Annotated in this window: 15 protein-coding genes, 1 pseudogene and 1 other annotated feature; all 16 genes and pseudogenes read left to right on the top strand. The window is 38.4% G+C overall.

What is annotated here, in order from left to right:
• Positions 1-79: 79 nt before the first annotated feature.
• The 16 genes and pseudogenes from pgeF (at position 80) to BK585_RS16040 (ending at position 16,380) form a co-directional block, all read left to right on the top strand.
• Positions 80-904 carry a peptidoglycan editing factor PgeF gene (pgeF, locus tag BK585_RS16115; RefSeq protein ID WP_245805849.1) on the top strand — a complete coding sequence of 275 codons (825 nt, stop codon included), beginning with the start codon at positions 80-82 and terminating at the stop codon, positions 902-904.
• A 4-nt stretch (positions 905-908) separates the two neighbouring features.
• Entirely contained in the window at positions 909-1,592 is a 684-nt protein-coding gene (locus tag BK585_RS16110; protein ID WP_078554818.1) for a YggS family pyridoxal phosphate-dependent enzyme, read from the top strand.
• An 18-nt stretch (positions 1,593-1,610) separates the two neighbouring features.
• Positions 1,611-2,036, top strand: coding sequence for a cell division protein SepF (locus tag BK585_RS16105; RefSeq protein WP_078554816.1), 426 nt, complete (start codon positions 1,611-1,613; stop codon positions 2,034-2,036).
• 17 nt (positions 2,037-2,053) lie between these two features.
• Entirely contained in the window at positions 2,054-2,308 is a 255-nt protein-coding gene (locus BK585_RS16100) for a YggT family protein (RefSeq protein ID WP_078554814.1), read from the top strand.
• 12 nt (positions 2,309-2,320) lie between these two features.
• Positions 2,321-3,097, top strand: coding sequence for a YlmH family RNA-binding protein (locus BK585_RS16095; protein WP_078554812.1), 777 nt, complete (start codon positions 2,321-2,323; stop codon positions 3,095-3,097).
• A gap of 87 nt (positions 3,098-3,184) precedes the next feature.
• Positions 3,185-3,682: a DivIVA domain-containing protein gene (locus BK585_RS16090; protein WP_139367581.1), complete on the top strand. Its 498-nt coding sequence runs from the start codon at positions 3,185-3,187 to the stop codon at positions 3,680-3,682.
• 104 nt (positions 3,683-3,786) lie between these two features.
• Positions 3,787-4,005, top strand: a binding site (T-box leader).
• A gap of 49 nt (positions 4,006-4,054) precedes the next feature.
• A complete protein-coding gene (gene ileS / locus BK585_RS16085; protein WP_078554808.1) occupies positions 4,055-6,814 on the top strand; it encodes an isoleucine--tRNA ligase in 2,760 nt (919 codons plus the stop codon).
• 204 nt (positions 6,815-7,018) lie between these two features.
• Positions 7,019-8,185 (top strand): annotated as a pseudogene (locus BK585_RS16080) (IS256 family transposase).
• A 520-nt stretch (positions 8,186-8,705) separates the two neighbouring features.
• Positions 8,706-9,365 carry a TraR/DksA C4-type zinc finger protein gene (locus BK585_RS16075; protein WP_078554807.1) on the top strand — a complete coding sequence of 220 codons (660 nt, stop codon included), beginning with the start codon at positions 8,706-8,708 and terminating at the stop codon, positions 9,363-9,365.
• 53 nt (positions 9,366-9,418) lie between these two features.
• Positions 9,419-9,904 (top strand): signal peptidase II, encoded by a 486-nt coding sequence (gene lspA, locus BK585_RS16070; protein ID WP_078554805.1) that lies wholly within the window; start codon positions 9,419-9,421, stop codon positions 9,902-9,904.
• Positions 9,905-10,822 carry an RluA family pseudouridine synthase gene (locus BK585_RS16065; protein ID WP_078554803.1) on the top strand — a complete coding sequence of 306 codons (918 nt, stop codon included), beginning with the start codon at positions 9,905-9,907 and terminating at the stop codon, positions 10,820-10,822.
• A gap of 210 nt (positions 10,823-11,032) precedes the next feature.
• Positions 11,033-11,569, top strand: a complete 537-nt coding sequence (gene pyrR / locus BK585_RS16060; RefSeq protein ID WP_078554801.1) for a bifunctional pyr operon transcriptional regulator/uracil phosphoribosyltransferase PyrR — start codon at positions 11,033-11,035, stop codon at positions 11,567-11,569.
• A gap of 30 nt (positions 11,570-11,599) precedes the next feature.
• Positions 11,600-12,922 (top strand): solute carrier family 23 protein, encoded by a 1,323-nt coding sequence (locus BK585_RS16055; protein WP_078554799.1) that lies wholly within the window; start codon positions 11,600-11,602, stop codon positions 12,920-12,922.
• 196 nt (positions 12,923-13,118) lie between these two features.
• Complete coding sequence (locus tag BK585_RS16050; protein ID WP_078554797.1) at positions 13,119-14,012, top strand: aspartate carbamoyltransferase catalytic subunit; 894 nt, start codon at positions 13,119-13,121, stop codon at positions 14,010-14,012.
• A complete protein-coding gene (locus tag BK585_RS16045) occupies positions 14,012-15,295 on the top strand; it encodes a dihydroorotase (protein WP_078554796.1) in 1,284 nt (427 codons plus the stop codon). The genes BK585_RS16050 and BK585_RS16045 overlap by 1 nt, the downstream gene beginning before the upstream one ends.
• Positions 15,292-16,380, top strand: coding sequence for a carbamoyl phosphate synthase small subunit (locus BK585_RS16040; protein ID WP_078554794.1), 1,089 nt, complete (start codon positions 15,292-15,294; stop codon positions 16,378-16,380). Before BK585_RS16045 ends, BK585_RS16040 begins: the two co-directional genes overlap by 4 nt.
• Positions 16,381-16,392: the final 12 nt, after the last annotated feature.

The following is a 16,392-nucleotide window of genomic DNA, read 5'->3' as shown; positions in this document are numbered from 1 at the left end:
ATTACTAGGATGTAGAAAAATATGCTAAAATGGAAAATATCCAATAATAATGCTTATAGGAAGTAGAGGAAGTGACGTCGTGAACGATTCCCCACTTTTTATTCAAACAGATAACGATATATTACAATTGAATCATGAGAGGCTACCAAATGATATGAAGGCAGGGTTTTCGATTCGAACGGGTGGAGTAAGTAGTGCTCCGTATCAATCGTTAAACATGGGTTTTCATGTAGGTGATGTTGATGAGGATGTTCGTCTTAACCGAAAAATCCTTGCGGAGAAAATTGGTTTTCCGCTTGATTGTTGGGTTGTAGGTGAACAAATTCATCAAGCCAACATTTATAAGGTAGCTTCTAATGATAAAGGCAAAGGTGCGTTTTCCTTACATGATTCACTTAAAGGAATTGATGGGCTGTATACGAGTGAGAGAAATATTCTCCTCGTGAGTTTATATGCTGATTGCGTACCACTGTACTTTTTTGCACCAAACTATGACTTGATTGGAGTTGCACATGCTGGTTGGAAAGGAACGGTATTAAATATTGGTGCTACCCTCATCGAACAATGGAAAAGCATTGAAAAAGTTCCTATAACAGAAATCCAGTGTGTCATTGGCCCTTCTATTGGGAAAAAGGAATATGAGGTCGATGAAAGGGTAATACAAGAAGTAGAAAAAGTGTTACCGAATACCGATACTTTTGCGACACCATTAGAAAATGGGCACTATTTACTTGATTTAAAAGAAGTAAATAAGCTTCTATTAGAAAACGAAGGAATTCCAATACAAAACATAAGCGTCACACATCATTGTACAGCCTCTCAATTGGACTTGTTTTTCTCTCACCGAAAAGAAAAAGGGCAAACGGGAAGAATGATGAGCTACATTGGGATGAAAGGAGAGTAACACGTTGACGGTCAAAGATAATTTAAAAGAAATTAATCAACAAATTGAGGTAGCATGTCAGCGTGCCAATCGAAAGACATCTGACGTAAATATTATTGCTGTAACTAAATATGTTAGTAAAGAAAGAACGGTTGAAGCGATTGTAGCAGGCGTTTTACATCTTGGAGAAAATCGAGTAGAGGGTGGCGTTGAAAAGGTGGAGCAAATAGACCTTGATGCGACTTGGCACTTTATTGGCTCTCTCCAATCGAAAAAGGTACGTAAGATGATTAATAAATTTCAATATATCCATTCGTTAGACCGTCTTTCTTTAGCAGAGGAAATCCAAAAAAGAATAGAAGAAAATAAAATAATGAAATGTTTTATTCAAGTTAATGTTTCTGGAGAAGATACGAAGGCTGGCCTTCAACCAGATCAAGTTATCCCATTTGTTGAAAACCTTAAGGATTATCCTAACATTGAAGTGGTAGGTTTAATGACGATGGCGCCATATGAGGCTAACCCAGAAGACACAAGACCTGTATTTCAAGGACTACGAAAGATAAAAGAAGATGTACAAGCTCTACAATTACCCTATGCACCGTGTACAGAGTTATCAATGGGGATGTCAAATGACTATGTCATTGCGATAGAAGAAGGAGCAACGTTTGTGAGACTAGGTTCATCTTTAGTAGGAAATGAAGAATAACATTTAGGAGGGGAGAGAATGGAATTGAAATCAAAGTTCAAACGTTTTTTTGAATTGGAAGATGAAGGAACACAACAAGAGTACATAGACGAAACAGCAGTAACGCAAGAAGAGATTCCTGAAAGACGAAGAACAAAGGGGCAAAATGTAGTTGCATTGCAGACCGTTAAGAATACGGCAAAGGTCATTTTGCATGAACCTAGGTCATATGATGAAGCGCAAGATATTGCAGACCAATTAAAAAACCGCAGAACGGTTATTATCAATCTCCAATCAATGGCAACAAAAGAAGAAGCAAGGCAAGTAGTCGATTTTTTAGGCGGAACAGTGTATGCTATAGAAGGGAATATTCAAAAGTTAGGTGCGAATATATTTATATGCACTCCAGATAATGTGGAAGTGTCGGGATCTATAACAGATTTGTTCGAAGACAGCTTTGAATGAAAAAGGTGGTGAAGTAGATGTCAGGAATAGGAAGTTTACTATATTTTGCTTTGCAGATTTATTCTTGGATGATTATTGGTTATATTTTAATGTCTTGGTTTCCGAATGCTCGTGAATCAAGTATTGGTCAATTTATCGGTTCACTCGTAGAGCCATTTTTAGCACCGTTTCGAAAGTTTATTCCACCGTTAGGAATGATAGATATTTCTCCAATCGTAGCTATACTAACATTACACTTAGCGCGTATTGGTGTAACAGTACTTTTCTCTTAAGGCGAGATTCATATGTCAATATACCAGCATTTCCGAGAGGAAGAGCGAACTTTTGTTGATAAAGTATTAAATTGGAAGGCTGATGTTAGCCTTCGATATACAAGGAAATTAACGGATTTCTTAGATCCTCGCGAACAGCAAATTGTTACTCAGCTTGTTGGAAAATCTGATGAAGTTGGCCTTTCCTTTTGGGGAGGCCAACTTCATTCTGAAAGAAAAAGAGCGATATTGTTTCCTCCATATGATGAAATTGAAGAGACTGATTATCAAATCGAATGCTTTGAGTTGGATTATCCAAAGAAGTTTGTAACGATACAGCATAAAGATGTGCTAGGTTCAGTACTAGGCTTAGGGTTAAAACGAGAAAAGTTTGGTGATATTCTTTTTGGTGAGGACAGTCGTATTCAATTTTTTGTTGCGGCAGAAACGGCCGATTTTGTACGAGCAAATTTAACAACCGTTGGACGAGCATCGATCTCTTTGAATCAAATTTCAAATTTGGAGCAAATTAGTAATAATGAAACATGGATAGAACAGACAGGAACGGTTTCATCATTAAGACTGGATGTCATGTTATCTGAAATATATCGTTTGTCTCGTACAAAAGTCATGCCTTATATTGACCGTGGCTATGTGAAGGTGAACTGGAAGGTCATCGAACAATCGTCGTACCAATTACAGGAGGGTGACCATTTATCTGTTCGAGGCTTAGGTCGCAGCAAGTTACTTTCCATTGAAGGCCAAACGAAGAAAGAAAAATGGAGAATTCATTATGGAAAATTAAAATAATTTTTTGTATTTTGCAGGAATGCAAGATTCTTTGTCGAATAATGTTACTTAACGAAGAAATAATACTCACGTATGGAGGTGGAGTGTGTGCCTTTAACACCCCTTGACATTCACAATAAGGAATTTACTCGAGGTTTTCGTGGTTATGATGAAGATGAAGTAAATGAATTTTTAGACCAGATCATTAAAGACTACGAAGCTGTACTTCGCGAAAAAAAGGATTTATTTGAAAAGATGCAAGACCTCGAAACAAAGTTAGAGCATTTTAATAATATCGAACAAACGTTAAATAAATCGATTTTAATTGCTCAAGAATCTGCCGAAGAAGTCCGTCGTAATGCTCAAAAAGAAGCACAGCTTATCGTTAAAGAAGCTGAAAAAAACGCGGACCGAATTATCAATGATGCGCTTTCTAAATCACGAAAAATCATGATTGAAAATGAGGAATTGAAAAAACAAGCTTCTGTGTATCGAATCCGTTTTAAAATGTTAGTGGAAGCTCAATTAGAAATGCTTCAAAGTGATGATTGGGATGAAATCAGTGCCAATCCTGAAGAAGACTTTCAAAGTAACAATCATGAATAAATTAAGATAAAGTGGGAATAAAGATTAAAAATATCATTATTTTTAGTCTTTTTTCTTGACTAATGTTTTGTTTTTATCATACAATACCAATCAATAATAATAATCAAATGACATTGACAGGGAGAGTACCTTTATTCAACTTTACCAAGCGAACTAGGGATGGTGTGAGCCTAGTTAAAGAGATAAAGAGAAAATCACCCTAGAGTTCTATACCGAACGTTTTTTCAAGTAGGCTATAGCGATTGATTCACGTTACGAATTTTGAGTGAACTGTTACTTTAGTTCAATAGGGTGGTACCACGGGTAACCTTCTCGTCCCTAGTTGGGAGAGAGGGCTTTTTTGTGTGGAAAATGAGGAGGATGAAAAAAACAATGGATTACAAAGACACGTTACTAATGATGAAAACTGAATTTCCGATGCGTGGAAATTTACCAAACCGAGAGCCAGAGATGCAAAAAGATTGGGATGCTGCTGATATCTATGCCAAAGTACAAGAGCGTACAAAAGGCAGACCTATGTTTATCCTTCATGACGGTCCTCCGTATGCAAACGGAGATATTCATATGGGGCATGCCTTAAATAAAGTATTAAAAGATTTTATTGTTCGTTATAAGTCAATGAGTGGGTTCCATGCTCCTTATGTTCCAGGTTGGGATACCCATGGTTTACCTATCGAGACAGCTTTAACGAAAAACGGAAAAGTGAATCGAAAATCCCTAAGTGTAGCTGAGTTCAGAAAACTTTGTGAAGAATATGCGAGAGAACAAGTCAATCGTCAGCGTGAGCAGTTTAAGCGACTAGGAGTTCGAGGAGATTGGGAAAATCCATACATTACGCTTGATAAAGAATATGAAGCTCAACAAATTAAAGTGTTTGGCGACATGGCGAAAAAAGGATACATCTACAAAGGTTTAAAACCGGTATACTGGTCTCCGTCTTCTGAGTCAGCCCTAGCAGAAGCTGAGATTGAATACCATGATAAACGCTCTCCTTCTATCTTTGTTGCGTTTGATGTAAAAGATGGTAAAGGAGTCCTTGAACAGGATGAGAAAATTGTTATTTGGACAACAACTCCATGGACGATCCCTGCCAACCTTGGAATTACAGTTCACCCAGACCTTGAATACAGCGTGGTCAAAGTAAACGGAGTAAAATACGTTGTAGCTTCAGGCTTGCTTGAATCTTTAGAAAAAGAGTTAGAGTGGGAAAATTATGAAGTTGTTCGTACAATGAAAGGTCAACAACTGGAGTATGTAGTTGCCCAGCATCCATTATATGACCGTGAATCACTCGTCATGTGTGGTGACCATGTCACTCTGGATGCAGGAACAGGTTGTGTTCATACCGCTCCAGGACACGGGGAAGATGACTATATTGTTGGAAAAAAATATGGGTTAGACGTCTTGAACCCTGTTGATGATAAAGGTGTATTTACAGAAGAAGCTCCAGGTTTTGAAGGACAATTTTATGATAATGCCAATAAACCGATTACTGAAAAACTAGAGGAAGTCGGAGCGTTATTAAAATTAACATTCATTACTCACTCTTACCCTCATGACTGGAGAACCAAGAAACCTGTTATTTTCCGTGCGACAGCTCAGTGGTTTGCATCAATCAAAGACTTCCGTGAAGAGTTGTTACAAGCGATTAAAGAAGTTAATTGGATTCCTACTTGGGGTGAGACTCGCCTATTTAACATGGTAAGAGACCGTGGCGACTGGTGTATTTCAAGACAACGTGCATGGGGTGTTCCAATTCCAATTTTCTACGGGGAAAATAATGAACCGATTGTAAGCGATGAAACGATTGACCATGTTTCCAACCTATTTAGACAACATGGTTCAAACATCTGGTTTGAATGGGATACAAAAGATCTATTGCCAGAAGGATTTACTTCAGAACATAGTCCAAATGGAACATTCACTCGTGAAATGGATATTATGGATGTTTGGTTTGATTCAGGTTCATCTCATCAAGCGGTACTCGAAGAAAGAGATGATTTACAACGTCCCGCTGACCTTTACCTTGAAGGTTCAGACCAATACCGAGGATGGTTTAACTCGTCATTATCAACAAGTGTAGCAGTATCAGGTAAAGCACCATATAAAGGCGTGCTAAGTCACGGATTTGCTCTTGACGGGGAAGGGCGAAAAATGAGTAAGTCAATTGGGAATGTTGTAGTTCCTAATGATGTCATGAAGCAATTAGGCGCGGATATTTTACGTCTATGGGTAGCTTCTGTTGATTATCAAGCAGATGTACGCGTATCCGATAAAATCTTAAAGCAAGTATCTGAAGTCTATCGTAAAATTAGAAATACATTCCGTTTCTTACTTGGTAACTTATTTGATTTTAATCCGGCTCAAGACCGAGTAGAATTTGCTCAATTGCCAGAGCTTGATCAATATATGGAAATCAAATTAAACGATATTATCGGCAAAGTAAATCAAGCGTATGACCAATATCAATTCTCGACTGTGTTCCATGCCGTCCATAATTTCTGTACGATTGAATTAAGTTCATTCTATTTAGATATCGCCAAAGATACATTATATATTGACCATGCAGATAGTCATGCCCGTCGTTCCATTCAAACGGTAATGTATGACATCTTAGTGGCATTAACAAAGTTAGTGACACCTATCCTACCTCACACAGCAGATGAAGTATGGCAGTTCATCCCTGCTGTTACAGAAGAAAGTGTTCAATTAACAGATATGCCAACTGCTGTTGATTACTCTAACAGCCAGGCTGTAGTAGAAAAATGGGACCGTTTCATGGACGTACGAAACGACGTTTTAAAAGCATTAGAAAATGCACGAAATGAAAAGGTGATTAAAAAGTCATTAACAGCTTCATTAACTCTTTATCCAACTGATAAAACAAAAGAACTTTTAGAAAATGTCGACCAATTACACAAGTTGTTTATTGTCTCTGGGGCGACAATCGCGGGATCAAAGGAAAGTACACCAGCTAACGCTGAAACCTTTGATGACATTGCAATTGTGGTTGAAAAAGCAGAAGGTGAAACGTGTGAACGTTGCTGGATTGTGACAAAAGAAATTGGTAAAGACCCTAATCATCCAACACTGTGTCCAACTTGTACGGAAACAGTAACAAAGCATTATTAAAAAAAGAAACACTCGGGGAAAATAATACTCCGAGTGTTTTTTCTTTTGTTCAGGTCGTAACGGACCGTGAGTCCTTTATTTCGCTTTAAAACAGAAATTTTTGATTAAGTCCGTATAATTGTGTAAAAACAAAAAGAGTCATTTTATACCTTCTTGGCTACAATGTTTAACAACCACGAAAAACATGAGAAGAGGGAATATAAAATGACTCAAATACAGTTTAACCTAGATATTGATGTTTTAAAAGAATCTGTGATGAATTCGAATATTGATGCAGTTGTAAAATCTTCAATTGTATTAGTTCTTAATGAGTTTATGGAGAAAGAACGGGATGAGCATTTACAAGCATCTGCCTATGAGCGTTCTCCAGAACGCCGGGATTAACGTAATGGATATTATGAGCGTGAGCTACTGATTAGTATTGGAAAAATTAAATTACGTGTACCTCGTACAAGAGAAGGAGACTTTTCAACTTCTATATTTGAACGGTTTACTCGCGTAGACCAAGCACTAACTCTTTCTATGTTAGAAATGGTGGTAAATGGGGTGTCGACACGAAAAGTAAAAAACATTGTAGAACAACTTTGCGGAGAAAGTGTATCCAAATCATTTGTTTCGTCCCTAGCGGAGAAGCTTGATCCTGTTGTGAATAAATGGGCTAATCGACCACTTAATGTCCAGTATTTTCCTTACCTCTATGCAGATGCCATGTATATTAAGGTGCGTGAACATAATAAAGTTGTACCCAAAGCAGTCTATCTTATGACGGCAATGGATGAGGAAAAAAAGAGGCAAGTTATTGGATTAAAAATAGACCACGCTGAGAGTTTCGAGGCGTGGCAAGGGTTCTTCAGTGATTTAAAAGCGCGAGGACTCCAATCTCCTAAACTTATTGTCTCTGATGCCCAGGCTGGATTAAAAAAGGCTATAGACCGAGAATTTATCGGAACTTCATGGCAAAGGTGTTCCGTTCACTTTAAACGAAACATCATTAATAAACTTCCCAAAAAAGGGTCTAGCCAGGTCATAGCAGAATTGAGAAGAATATACCAAACAATCTCTTGTGAAGAAGCAAGGAAATTTAAAGATGACCTTCTCATGAATCACCAAGATAATCCCAAGTTGAAGAAGGCAATTGAAATCCTTGAAGACGGATTTGAAGAATCCATTCAATATTTAAATGAACCAAAAATGTATCAACGACACCTATCAAGTACCAACTCGTTAGAGCGTCTAAATCAGGAAATAAGAAGACGAGAAAGAGTCATTCGTATTTTTCCAAATACACAATCAGCTTTTCGATTAATTGGAGCGCTATTAATGGAGAATGAAAACCTTCAGTTAAATAGGAGATATACTCTAAAGCCCTAAACCAGCGAGCCGCGCGAAGCGAGAGTTTGGTTACTTGGAAGGGGGTCCCCCCTTCCAAGTAACCAAAATCAAAAACTAACTATATATCATTATAGGTTGTAACATTGTAGCTAAGTAATTTACACATTATTCTGGACTTGACTAAATTTTTAAATGTAACGGACACAGATGACCTTATTTTAATGAAAACCACGCAAATTAAAGTGAAAATGAAGAAATAGAGGACTGAGGGTCCGATAAATAAAGATTTTCTCGATTTTTATCCAAATAGCGGAACGTAGGTCCGTTAGCAAATAGATGAGCCAAGAGCCTGGCTCCGCACGCTGAAAAAAGAGTTGGGACCCCCAACTCATTTTTGAAAAACTTTGCAGCGGCTTCGCCCATGCACAGAGCGATAAAAAAGGAAAGTACACCCTTTTTATCGCTCTGTCAAAAGTTGTTTCGGCTAATGCGGGGAATTGCGGAGAAAATAGTAAGGAGTTAGTACGTTGCTCAAACAACCTGGGAATGGGGGGATAATGTGGAACAACAATATACTCACATCAAACTTGAATTAGAAGAGCGATTACAAAAATTAGAGGAACGGTTGAAAGAAACTGACCACTTTGGGTTTGATAACAGTCTTGCGCTTTCCACTGGTGAACTTTCGCAATATGATAATCATCCAGCGGATTCCGGGACTGAGTTATATGAACGAGAGAAGGATTTAGCCTTAAAAGAAAATTTGGAAAGAGAAATTGAAGATATCCAATATTCTCTCCGAAAGTTCGAAAATGGAACATATGGGATATGTGAAGTAACTGGCCAACCGATTTCACAAGAACGACTTGAGGCTTACCCAACAGCTAGAACAACTGTAGAGCATTCAAAAGGTGAACTAAGTGTACGTCGACCGGTTGAGGAAGAAGTCCTTGGTAACTTTGATAAATTTAATTTCGACGGCGATGAAGAAAACGAAAACATGTCTTTTGATGCAGAAGATTCATGGCAAGCCGTTGCTCGCTTTAATGAAAATTCAATGATATTTGAAGATTCCTCTTTAGATGAAACCGGGGAATTGATTGGATATGTTGAAGAAATAGAAGCTTTCGTATCAACCGACATTGAAGGATACCGTGGAGATGATTCTGTGGACTTTCAACGAAATATTCACTATGACCAGTATTTAAATGATAAGTAAGGGGGACACATCCCCCTTTTTATGCTAAAATGCTATCGTAGTGATGTTGAGAGATGGAGGATGAAACGTTGGTTTATTATTATTATGTTCTTGCACTTGTTATTATCGTTCTAGACCAAATTACGAAGTGGTATATCGTGAAGTCGATGGAACTGGGCGAGCGAATTACAATTATTGAAAATGTTCTTTACATTACGTCACATCGTAATAAAGGAGCAGCGTTTGGAATCTTACAAGGTCAGATGTGGTTTTTTTACATTGTGACGATTATCGTTATCGTTTTTCTAATATACTACATACAAAAAGAAGCAAAAAAGAGCCGCTTTCTTGGTATTTCCTTGGGGCTGTTATTAGGGGGCGCTATTGGGAATTTTATCGATCGTGTTTTTCGGGGAGAAGTTGTAGATTTTATTGATACGTATATCATTACTTACGATTTTCCTATCTTTAATGTTGCTGATTCTGCACTTGTGATTGGTGTCGGACTCATGATGATTAAATTTATCGATGAAGAAAGGAAAGCAAAAAGGAGTAAATAAATGGAACAATTTGAATGGAAAATGACAGAAGAGCATCAAAACGAACGAATTGATAAAGTCATATCAACACTTGAAGAAGGCTGGTCACGCAGTCAAGTTCAACAATGGATTAAAGATGGACAGTTAACGGTTAATGGCTCCACTGTAAAGAGTAATTATAAGATGCAAGCTGGAGACGAGGTTGTCATTGAAATCCCTGAACCAGAAGTGCTTGAAGTCATTCCAGAAGAGATGGAGCTAGATATTGCCTATGAAGACAATGATGTCATCGTTGTCAATAAGCCAAGAGGTATGGTTGTTCATCCTGCTCCAGGGCATTATACAGGCACTCTTGTGAATGGCTTAATGCACCATTGTAAAGACTTATCTGGCATTAATGGAGTGATTCGTCCAGGGATTGTTCATCGTATTGATAAAGATACGTCAGGTTTATTAATGGTTGCCAAAAATGACCGTGCCCATCATTCTCTCGTGGAGCAACTAAAAGCAAAAACAACGACTAGAATTTATCACGCCATCGTTCACGGTGTGATTGCCCATGATACGGGAACAATTGATGCTCCGATAGGACGTGACAAACAAGACCGACAAAGTATGACCGTTACCGAAGAGAATAGTCGTGATGCGGTTACTCACTTTACTGTATTAGACAGGTTTAAAGACTTTACTCATGTCCAGTGTCAACTTGAAACGGGAAGAACGCATCAAATCCGTGTCCATATGAAATATATTGGATTTCCGTTAGCGGGTGACCCGAAATATGGTCCAAAGAAAACGTTAGATATTAATGGACAAGCGTTACATGCTGGGGTCCTTGGATTTACTCATCCAACGACAGATGAGTACATGGAGTTTGAAGCTCCGATGCCTCAAGACATGGTTGAACTTTTAGAATATTTAAAGCGAAAAGATAGTTGACTTTCTTGTCGAAGTTTGGAATAATTAAAAGTAATTTAATAGTCCTTTAACTACAGTCCCGTGAGGCTGAGAAGGAAGCGGAGTATTATGAACAGTAGCCATAGCTATGTCTATTTGTTGTATGCATCTAACCTCTCATCATTCGGTGAGAGGTTTTTTTATGCGCTCACTTCATTCTAAGTCAATAGTACCTAAAAAGAAGGTGAAAAAATGGCTAGAGTCATACTAGATGAAGCGGCTATTCGCAGAGCGATTACGCGAATTGCACATGAAATTATTGAACGTAACAAAGGCATTGAGAATTGCGTATTAGTTGGGATTAAAACAAGAGGAATTTATATTGCCAATAGGTTGGCTGAGAAAATCAAGCAAATTGAAAATCAGTCGATTCCCGTTGGAGAAATTGATATCACATTGTACCGTGATGACCTTTCTGTGAAGACAACATCAAAGGAACCTGTCCTCATGGGTTCTGATATCCCAAACATTACAGAGCAAAAAGTAATTTTAATTGACGATGTCCTCTACACAGGAAGAACAGTGCGTGCTGCACTTGATGCTCTCATTGACATTGGACGCCCAGCGCAAATTCAATTGGCAGTGTTAATTGACCGTGGCCATCGTGAATTGCCGATTCGCCCCGATTATATTGGCAAAAATGTACCGACGTCCAAAAGTGAAGTGATCGAAGCAAAACTGAAGGAAATTGATGGAATTGATGAGGTTAGCATTGAGCAAAATAAATAGAAAATCGTTGTGAGAACGAGGAGGATGTATATGGAAAACCAAAGAGATGTAGGTTTGAGAGAAATACCAAGACTTGATAAGTGGCTTGTGTTAAGTTTGCAGCATTTGTTTGCAATGTTTGGTGCGACAATTCTAGTACCATTCTATGTAGGGCTAAGTCCTGCTGTGGCGCTTGTATCAAGTGGTTTAGGTACATTAGCGTATTTATTAATTACAAGAGGACAAGTACCAGCCTATTTAGGTTCATCCTTTGCATTTATCGCTCCAATTATAGCGGCTTCCGCTGCTGGAGGACCTGAGGGGGCAATGATTGGTAGCTTTTTTGCCGGACTCGTATATGGTATTGTTGCTCTCATCATAAAGGGGGCAGGAGTAAAGTGGTTACTAGCCATTTTACCGCCGATAGTAGTAGGACCAGTCATTATGGTTATTGGACTAGGCTTAGCAGGTGTTGCTATAAATATGGCAATGTATGAGAAAATTAACGGGTTCGACGTTTATAATGGAACCTTTTTATTAGTAGCCTTTGTCACGTTACTTATTACGATTTTATCTGCAATTTTCTTTAAAGGATTTTTTGGACTTATACCGTTTTTGTTTGGAATCATTGGTGGTTATATATTTGCATACTATCAAGGGTTAGTAGACCTGACCCCTGTAAAAGAAGCAGACTGGTTTGTCGCTCCAGACTTTATCATACCGTTTGTCACTTATACTCCTAGCGTATCGTGGGCTATTCTATTAATCATGGTTCCCGTTGCTATTGTCACGATTTCTGAACATATTGGAGACCAAATGGTACTGAGTAAAGTTGTTGGTAAAAATTTCATTAAAAACCCTGGACTACACCGCTCGATTGCGGGGGATGGGGTCGCAACAATACTTGCTTCATTAATTGGTGGACCACCAAATACAACATATGGTGAAAACATTGGGGTAATCGCAATTACAAGAGTATTTAGCGTCTTTGTTATAGGAGGAGCAGCGGTTATCGCGATTCTTCTCGGTTTTGCTGGGAAATTTGCTGCCTTCATTTCAACAATTCCAACTCCTGTTATGGGTGGAATTTCCATCTTGCTATTCGGAGTCATTGCATCTTCAGGGTTACGGATGTTAATAGACAACAGTATTAATCTTGGGATTAAACGAAACTTAATTATTTCATCTGTCATCCTTGTACTTGGAATAGGTGGTGCTTTCATACAAGTAACCGATGAGGTTCAAATTCCTGGTATGGCTTTAGCTGCAATTGTAGGGATTATTCTGCACTTAGTCATGCCTGATAAAGAAGATAGCTACGGAAAAACACCAATGTTTGAAGAAGTTTCAGAAACGCAAGATGCAGTTAAATAGAAGTATCCTTTAACTAAGTACGAGAGACTTAGAAGGGTATAGAAAGCAAAGGAATCACTCGTTTTCCTGTGCTTTCCTACACCCTAAGGTAAGGAACTTAGGGTGTTTTTTTTAGACGTTAGGACACGATATAAATTTTAGGTGTGTAACAATTTTGATTATAGGGAATCAAGGTTGGAAGAGAGGGAGATACCGGATGCATGTATTAACAATGCCACTTTTAGATACATTTGAAATACATCAAATATTAGACCAAGCTCAACAGTTTTTAGATGGTGACCGCTGGCAACCTAATCGTGAAACGTTTGTCTCTAATTTATTTTTTGAACCAAGCACAAGAACGAAATTTAGCTTTGAAGTAGCTGAGAAAAAGTTAGGGTTACAAGTGTTAAATTTCGAAGCAGATTCTTCAAGTGTTAAAAAGGGAGAAACGTTATACGATACCGTCAGAACGCTTGAAGCGATTGGAACGAACATCGTTGTTATCCGGCACCAGCAAGATAATTATTTTAATGAACTCATTGGTCCGATATCAATTCCCATTATTAATGGTGGCGATGGAACCGGACATCATCCAACTCAATCACTGCTTGATTTATTAACGATTAAGCAAGAGTTTGAAACATTTGAAGGACTAAAAATCGTAATAGTCGGAGACATTCGCCATAGTCGAGTCGCGCGCTCAAATGCTGAAGTTCTTCACCGCTTAGGTGCTAGCGTTTGGTTTTCTGGGCCAAGACAATGGATTGATGATTCGATTCCATATGGCAAGTTTATCGATATCGATGACGCGGTTGAGATGGCCGATGTGATGATGATGCTTCGCATTCAACATGAGAGACATGCTGTAAAAATGGTTACTGAAAAAAGTGACTATCATGAACAATTTGGTTTAACACTAGAACGAGAGCTTCGAATGAAAAAAGAAAGTATTATCATGCATCCAGCTCCGATTAATAGAGGGGTTGAGATAGCAAGCGAACTAGTGGAATGTGAACGCTCAAGAATTTTTAAACAAATGACAAATGGGGTTGCGGTACGAATGGCTGTACTAAAAAGAGCCATTGAAAAAAGCGGGGGTGGAATGTAATGAAAATTGTATTAACCAAAGGAAAAGTCCTTACTGAAAATGGAACGACAGAAGAAAAAGAAATTTTAATTGTCGATGGGAAGATAATTCAAGTTGCAGAGAAGGTAAGTCGTGAAGATGCCCAAGTCATCGATGTTACTAACCAATTAATCGTACCAGGAATGCTTGACCTTCACGTCCATTTCAGAGAGCCAGGTGGAGAACATAAAGAAACGATTGAAACAGGCTCTAAAGCAGCTGCCCAAGGTGGTTTCACAACAGTAGCACCAATGCCAAATACAAGACCCGTGCCTGATACAAAAGAACAAATGGAGTGGGTTCAAAATAGAATTAAGGAAACATCGGTTGTACGAGTTCTTCCATATGCATCAATTACAACAAGGCAATTAGGAAAAGACTTAACGGATTTTGAAGGATTAAAAGAAGCGGGAGCTTTTGCGTTTACGGATGATGGTGTAGGCGTTCAAAATGCAGCGATGATGTTAGCGGCCATGAAAGAAGCCGCAAAAGTTAATAAAGCAATAGTAGCCCACTGTGAGGAGGATACTCTTATCTTCGGTGGAGCTGTTCATGAAGGAACATTTTCGAAAGAGAATAACCTAAAAGGAATTCCTTCAGTGTGTGAATCTGTTCATATCGCTCGAGATGTCCTACTTGCTGAAGCTGCAGGCGCGCATTATCATGTGTGTCACATTAGTACTGTTGGTTCCGTTCGTGCAGTTAGAGATGCAAAACGAGCAGGAATTCATGTGACGGCTGAAGTAACGCCTCATCACTTACTGTTGTGTGATGAAGATATTCCAGGAATGGACCCGAATTATAAAATGAATCCACCTCTTCGTGGTAAAGAAGACCGAGATGCGTTAATTGAAGGTTTATTAGATGGAACAATTGATTTTATTGCAACTGACCATGCTCCACATGCTGCAGAAGAAAAAGCACTAGGGATGGAAAAGGCTCCGTTTGGAATTGTGGGACTAGAAACAGCGTTTCCACTTTTATATACGCACCTTGTTGAAAAAGGAATTATAACATTAAAGCAGTTAGTGGATTGGTTGACTGTAAAACCTGCAAAGGCATTTGACCTTCCATATGGAACATTAGAAGTAGGAGCGCTAGCGGATATTACAGTGATTGATTTAGAGCATCAAGAGGAGATTAATCCAGAGAATTTTGCTTCTAAAGGGAAAAATACACCATTTACAGGTTGGGCTTGTAAAGGCTGGCCGACACATACATTTGTTGAAGGAAAACTGGTTTGGAAGAAAGGGGAACAACAATGAAAAGACAATTAATTATGGAAGATGGCACAGTATTTGTTGGAAAAGCATTCGGAAGTGACATCGAAAAAAGTGGAGAAGTTGTATTTAATACAGGGATGACAGGTTATCAAGAAATTTTATCCGATTTATCGTATTGTGGACAAATCGTTACACTAACCTATCCACTTATCGGAAACTACGGCATTAACCGCGATGACTTTGAATCAATTGAACCAGCGATTCATGGACTAATTGTAAAAGAAGTAGCAAAATACCCTAGCAATTGGAGAAGTGAAGAATCACTTGATGCTCTTTTAAAATTCAAAGGCATTCCTGGTCTTGAAGGAATTGATACGCGCAAGCTAACAAGATTAATTCGCCAACATGGTACATTAAAAGGAAGACTTTGTAACATGGAAGTCAACGTTGATAAAGTAGTAAAAGAATTAAATGATATGCCATTAATGACTGACCAAGTAAATCATGTTTCTACAAAAGATCCATATCACGCACCAGGTCGTAAATATCGAATCGTGCTTGTTGATTTCGGAGCAAAACATGGAATTTTACGTAACTTAATTCATTATGATTCAGATGTTATCGTTGTTCCTTATAATGCGTCACTTGAAGAAGTATTAGGATTAAACCCAGATGGAATTATGCTTTCTAACGGACCTGGGGACCCAACGGATGTACAAGAAGGAATTGAACTAATTAAAGGACTTATCGGAAAGGTTCCTACATTTGGTATTTGCCTAGGACATCAATTAATTGCACTTGCTTGTGGAGCAAAAACGGATAAATTAAAGTTTGGTCACCGTGGATCCAATCACCCGGTAAAAGAACTTGAAACAGGAAAAATTGATATCACATCACAAAATCACGGCTATGCAGTTGTAGAAGATTCATTAAAAGACACAAGATTAAAAGTCACTCATGTATCAGTTAATGATGGAACAGTTGAAGGACTTGAGCATTTGGATCACCCTGTATTCTGTGTTCAATACCATCCGGAAGCATCACCTGGTCCAGAAGATTCAATTCATTTGTTTGATAAATTTATTAACATGATTGAAGAACATAAAAACGGAAAAGTAAAAGCTTAACTAGGGGGAGAC

Source organism: Bacillus alkalicellulosilyticus, from assembly GCF_002019795.1.
GTDB classification, from domain to species: Bacteria; Bacillota; Bacilli; order Bacillales; family Bacillaceae_F; genus Bacillus_AO; species Bacillus_AO alkalicellulosilyticum.
Note: the sequence above shows the minus strand (reverse complement) of the source record. Positions and strands in the feature narration are given on the sequence as shown.

Bases quoted from the DNA above. Each gene is read 5' to 3' on its own strand.
- BK585_RS16095 (WP_078554812.1), top strand. From the start codon at position 2,321: ATGTCAATATACCAGCATTTCCGAGAGGAAGAGCGAACTTTTGTTGAT.
- BK585_RS16050 (WP_078554797.1), top strand. From the start codon at position 13,119: ATGCATGTATTAACAATGCCACTTTTAGATACATTTGAAATACATCAA.
- BK585_RS16045 (WP_078554796.1), top strand. From the start codon at position 14,012: ATGAAAATTGTATTAACCAAAGGAAAAGTCCTTACTGAAAATGGAACG.
- BK585_RS16105 (WP_078554816.1), top strand. From the start codon at position 1,611: ATGGAATTGAAATCAAAGTTCAAACGTTTTTTTGAATTGGAAGATGAA.
- BK585_RS16065 (WP_078554803.1), top strand. From the start codon at position 9,905: ATGGAACAATTTGAATGGAAAATGACAGAAGAGCATCAAAACGAACGA.
- ileS (WP_078554808.1), top strand. From the start codon at position 4,055: ATGGATTACAAAGACACGTTACTAATGATGAAAACTGAATTTCCGATG.
- BK585_RS16055 (WP_078554799.1), top strand. From the start codon at position 11,600: ATGGAAAACCAAAGAGATGTAGGTTTGAGAGAAATACCAAGACTTGAT.
- lspA (WP_078554805.1), top strand. From the start codon at position 9,419: ATGGAGGATGAAACGTTGGTTTATTATTATTATGTTCTTGCACTTGTT.
- pyrR (WP_078554801.1), top strand. From the start codon at position 11,033: ATGGCTAGAGTCATACTAGATGAAGCGGCTATTCGCAGAGCGATTACG.
- BK585_RS16040 (WP_078554794.1), top strand. From the start codon at position 15,292: ATGAAAAGACAATTAATTATGGAAGATGGCACAGTATTTGTTGGAAAA.
- BK585_RS16100 (WP_078554814.1), top strand. From the start codon at position 2,054: ATGTCAGGAATAGGAAGTTTACTATATTTTGCTTTGCAGATTTATTCT.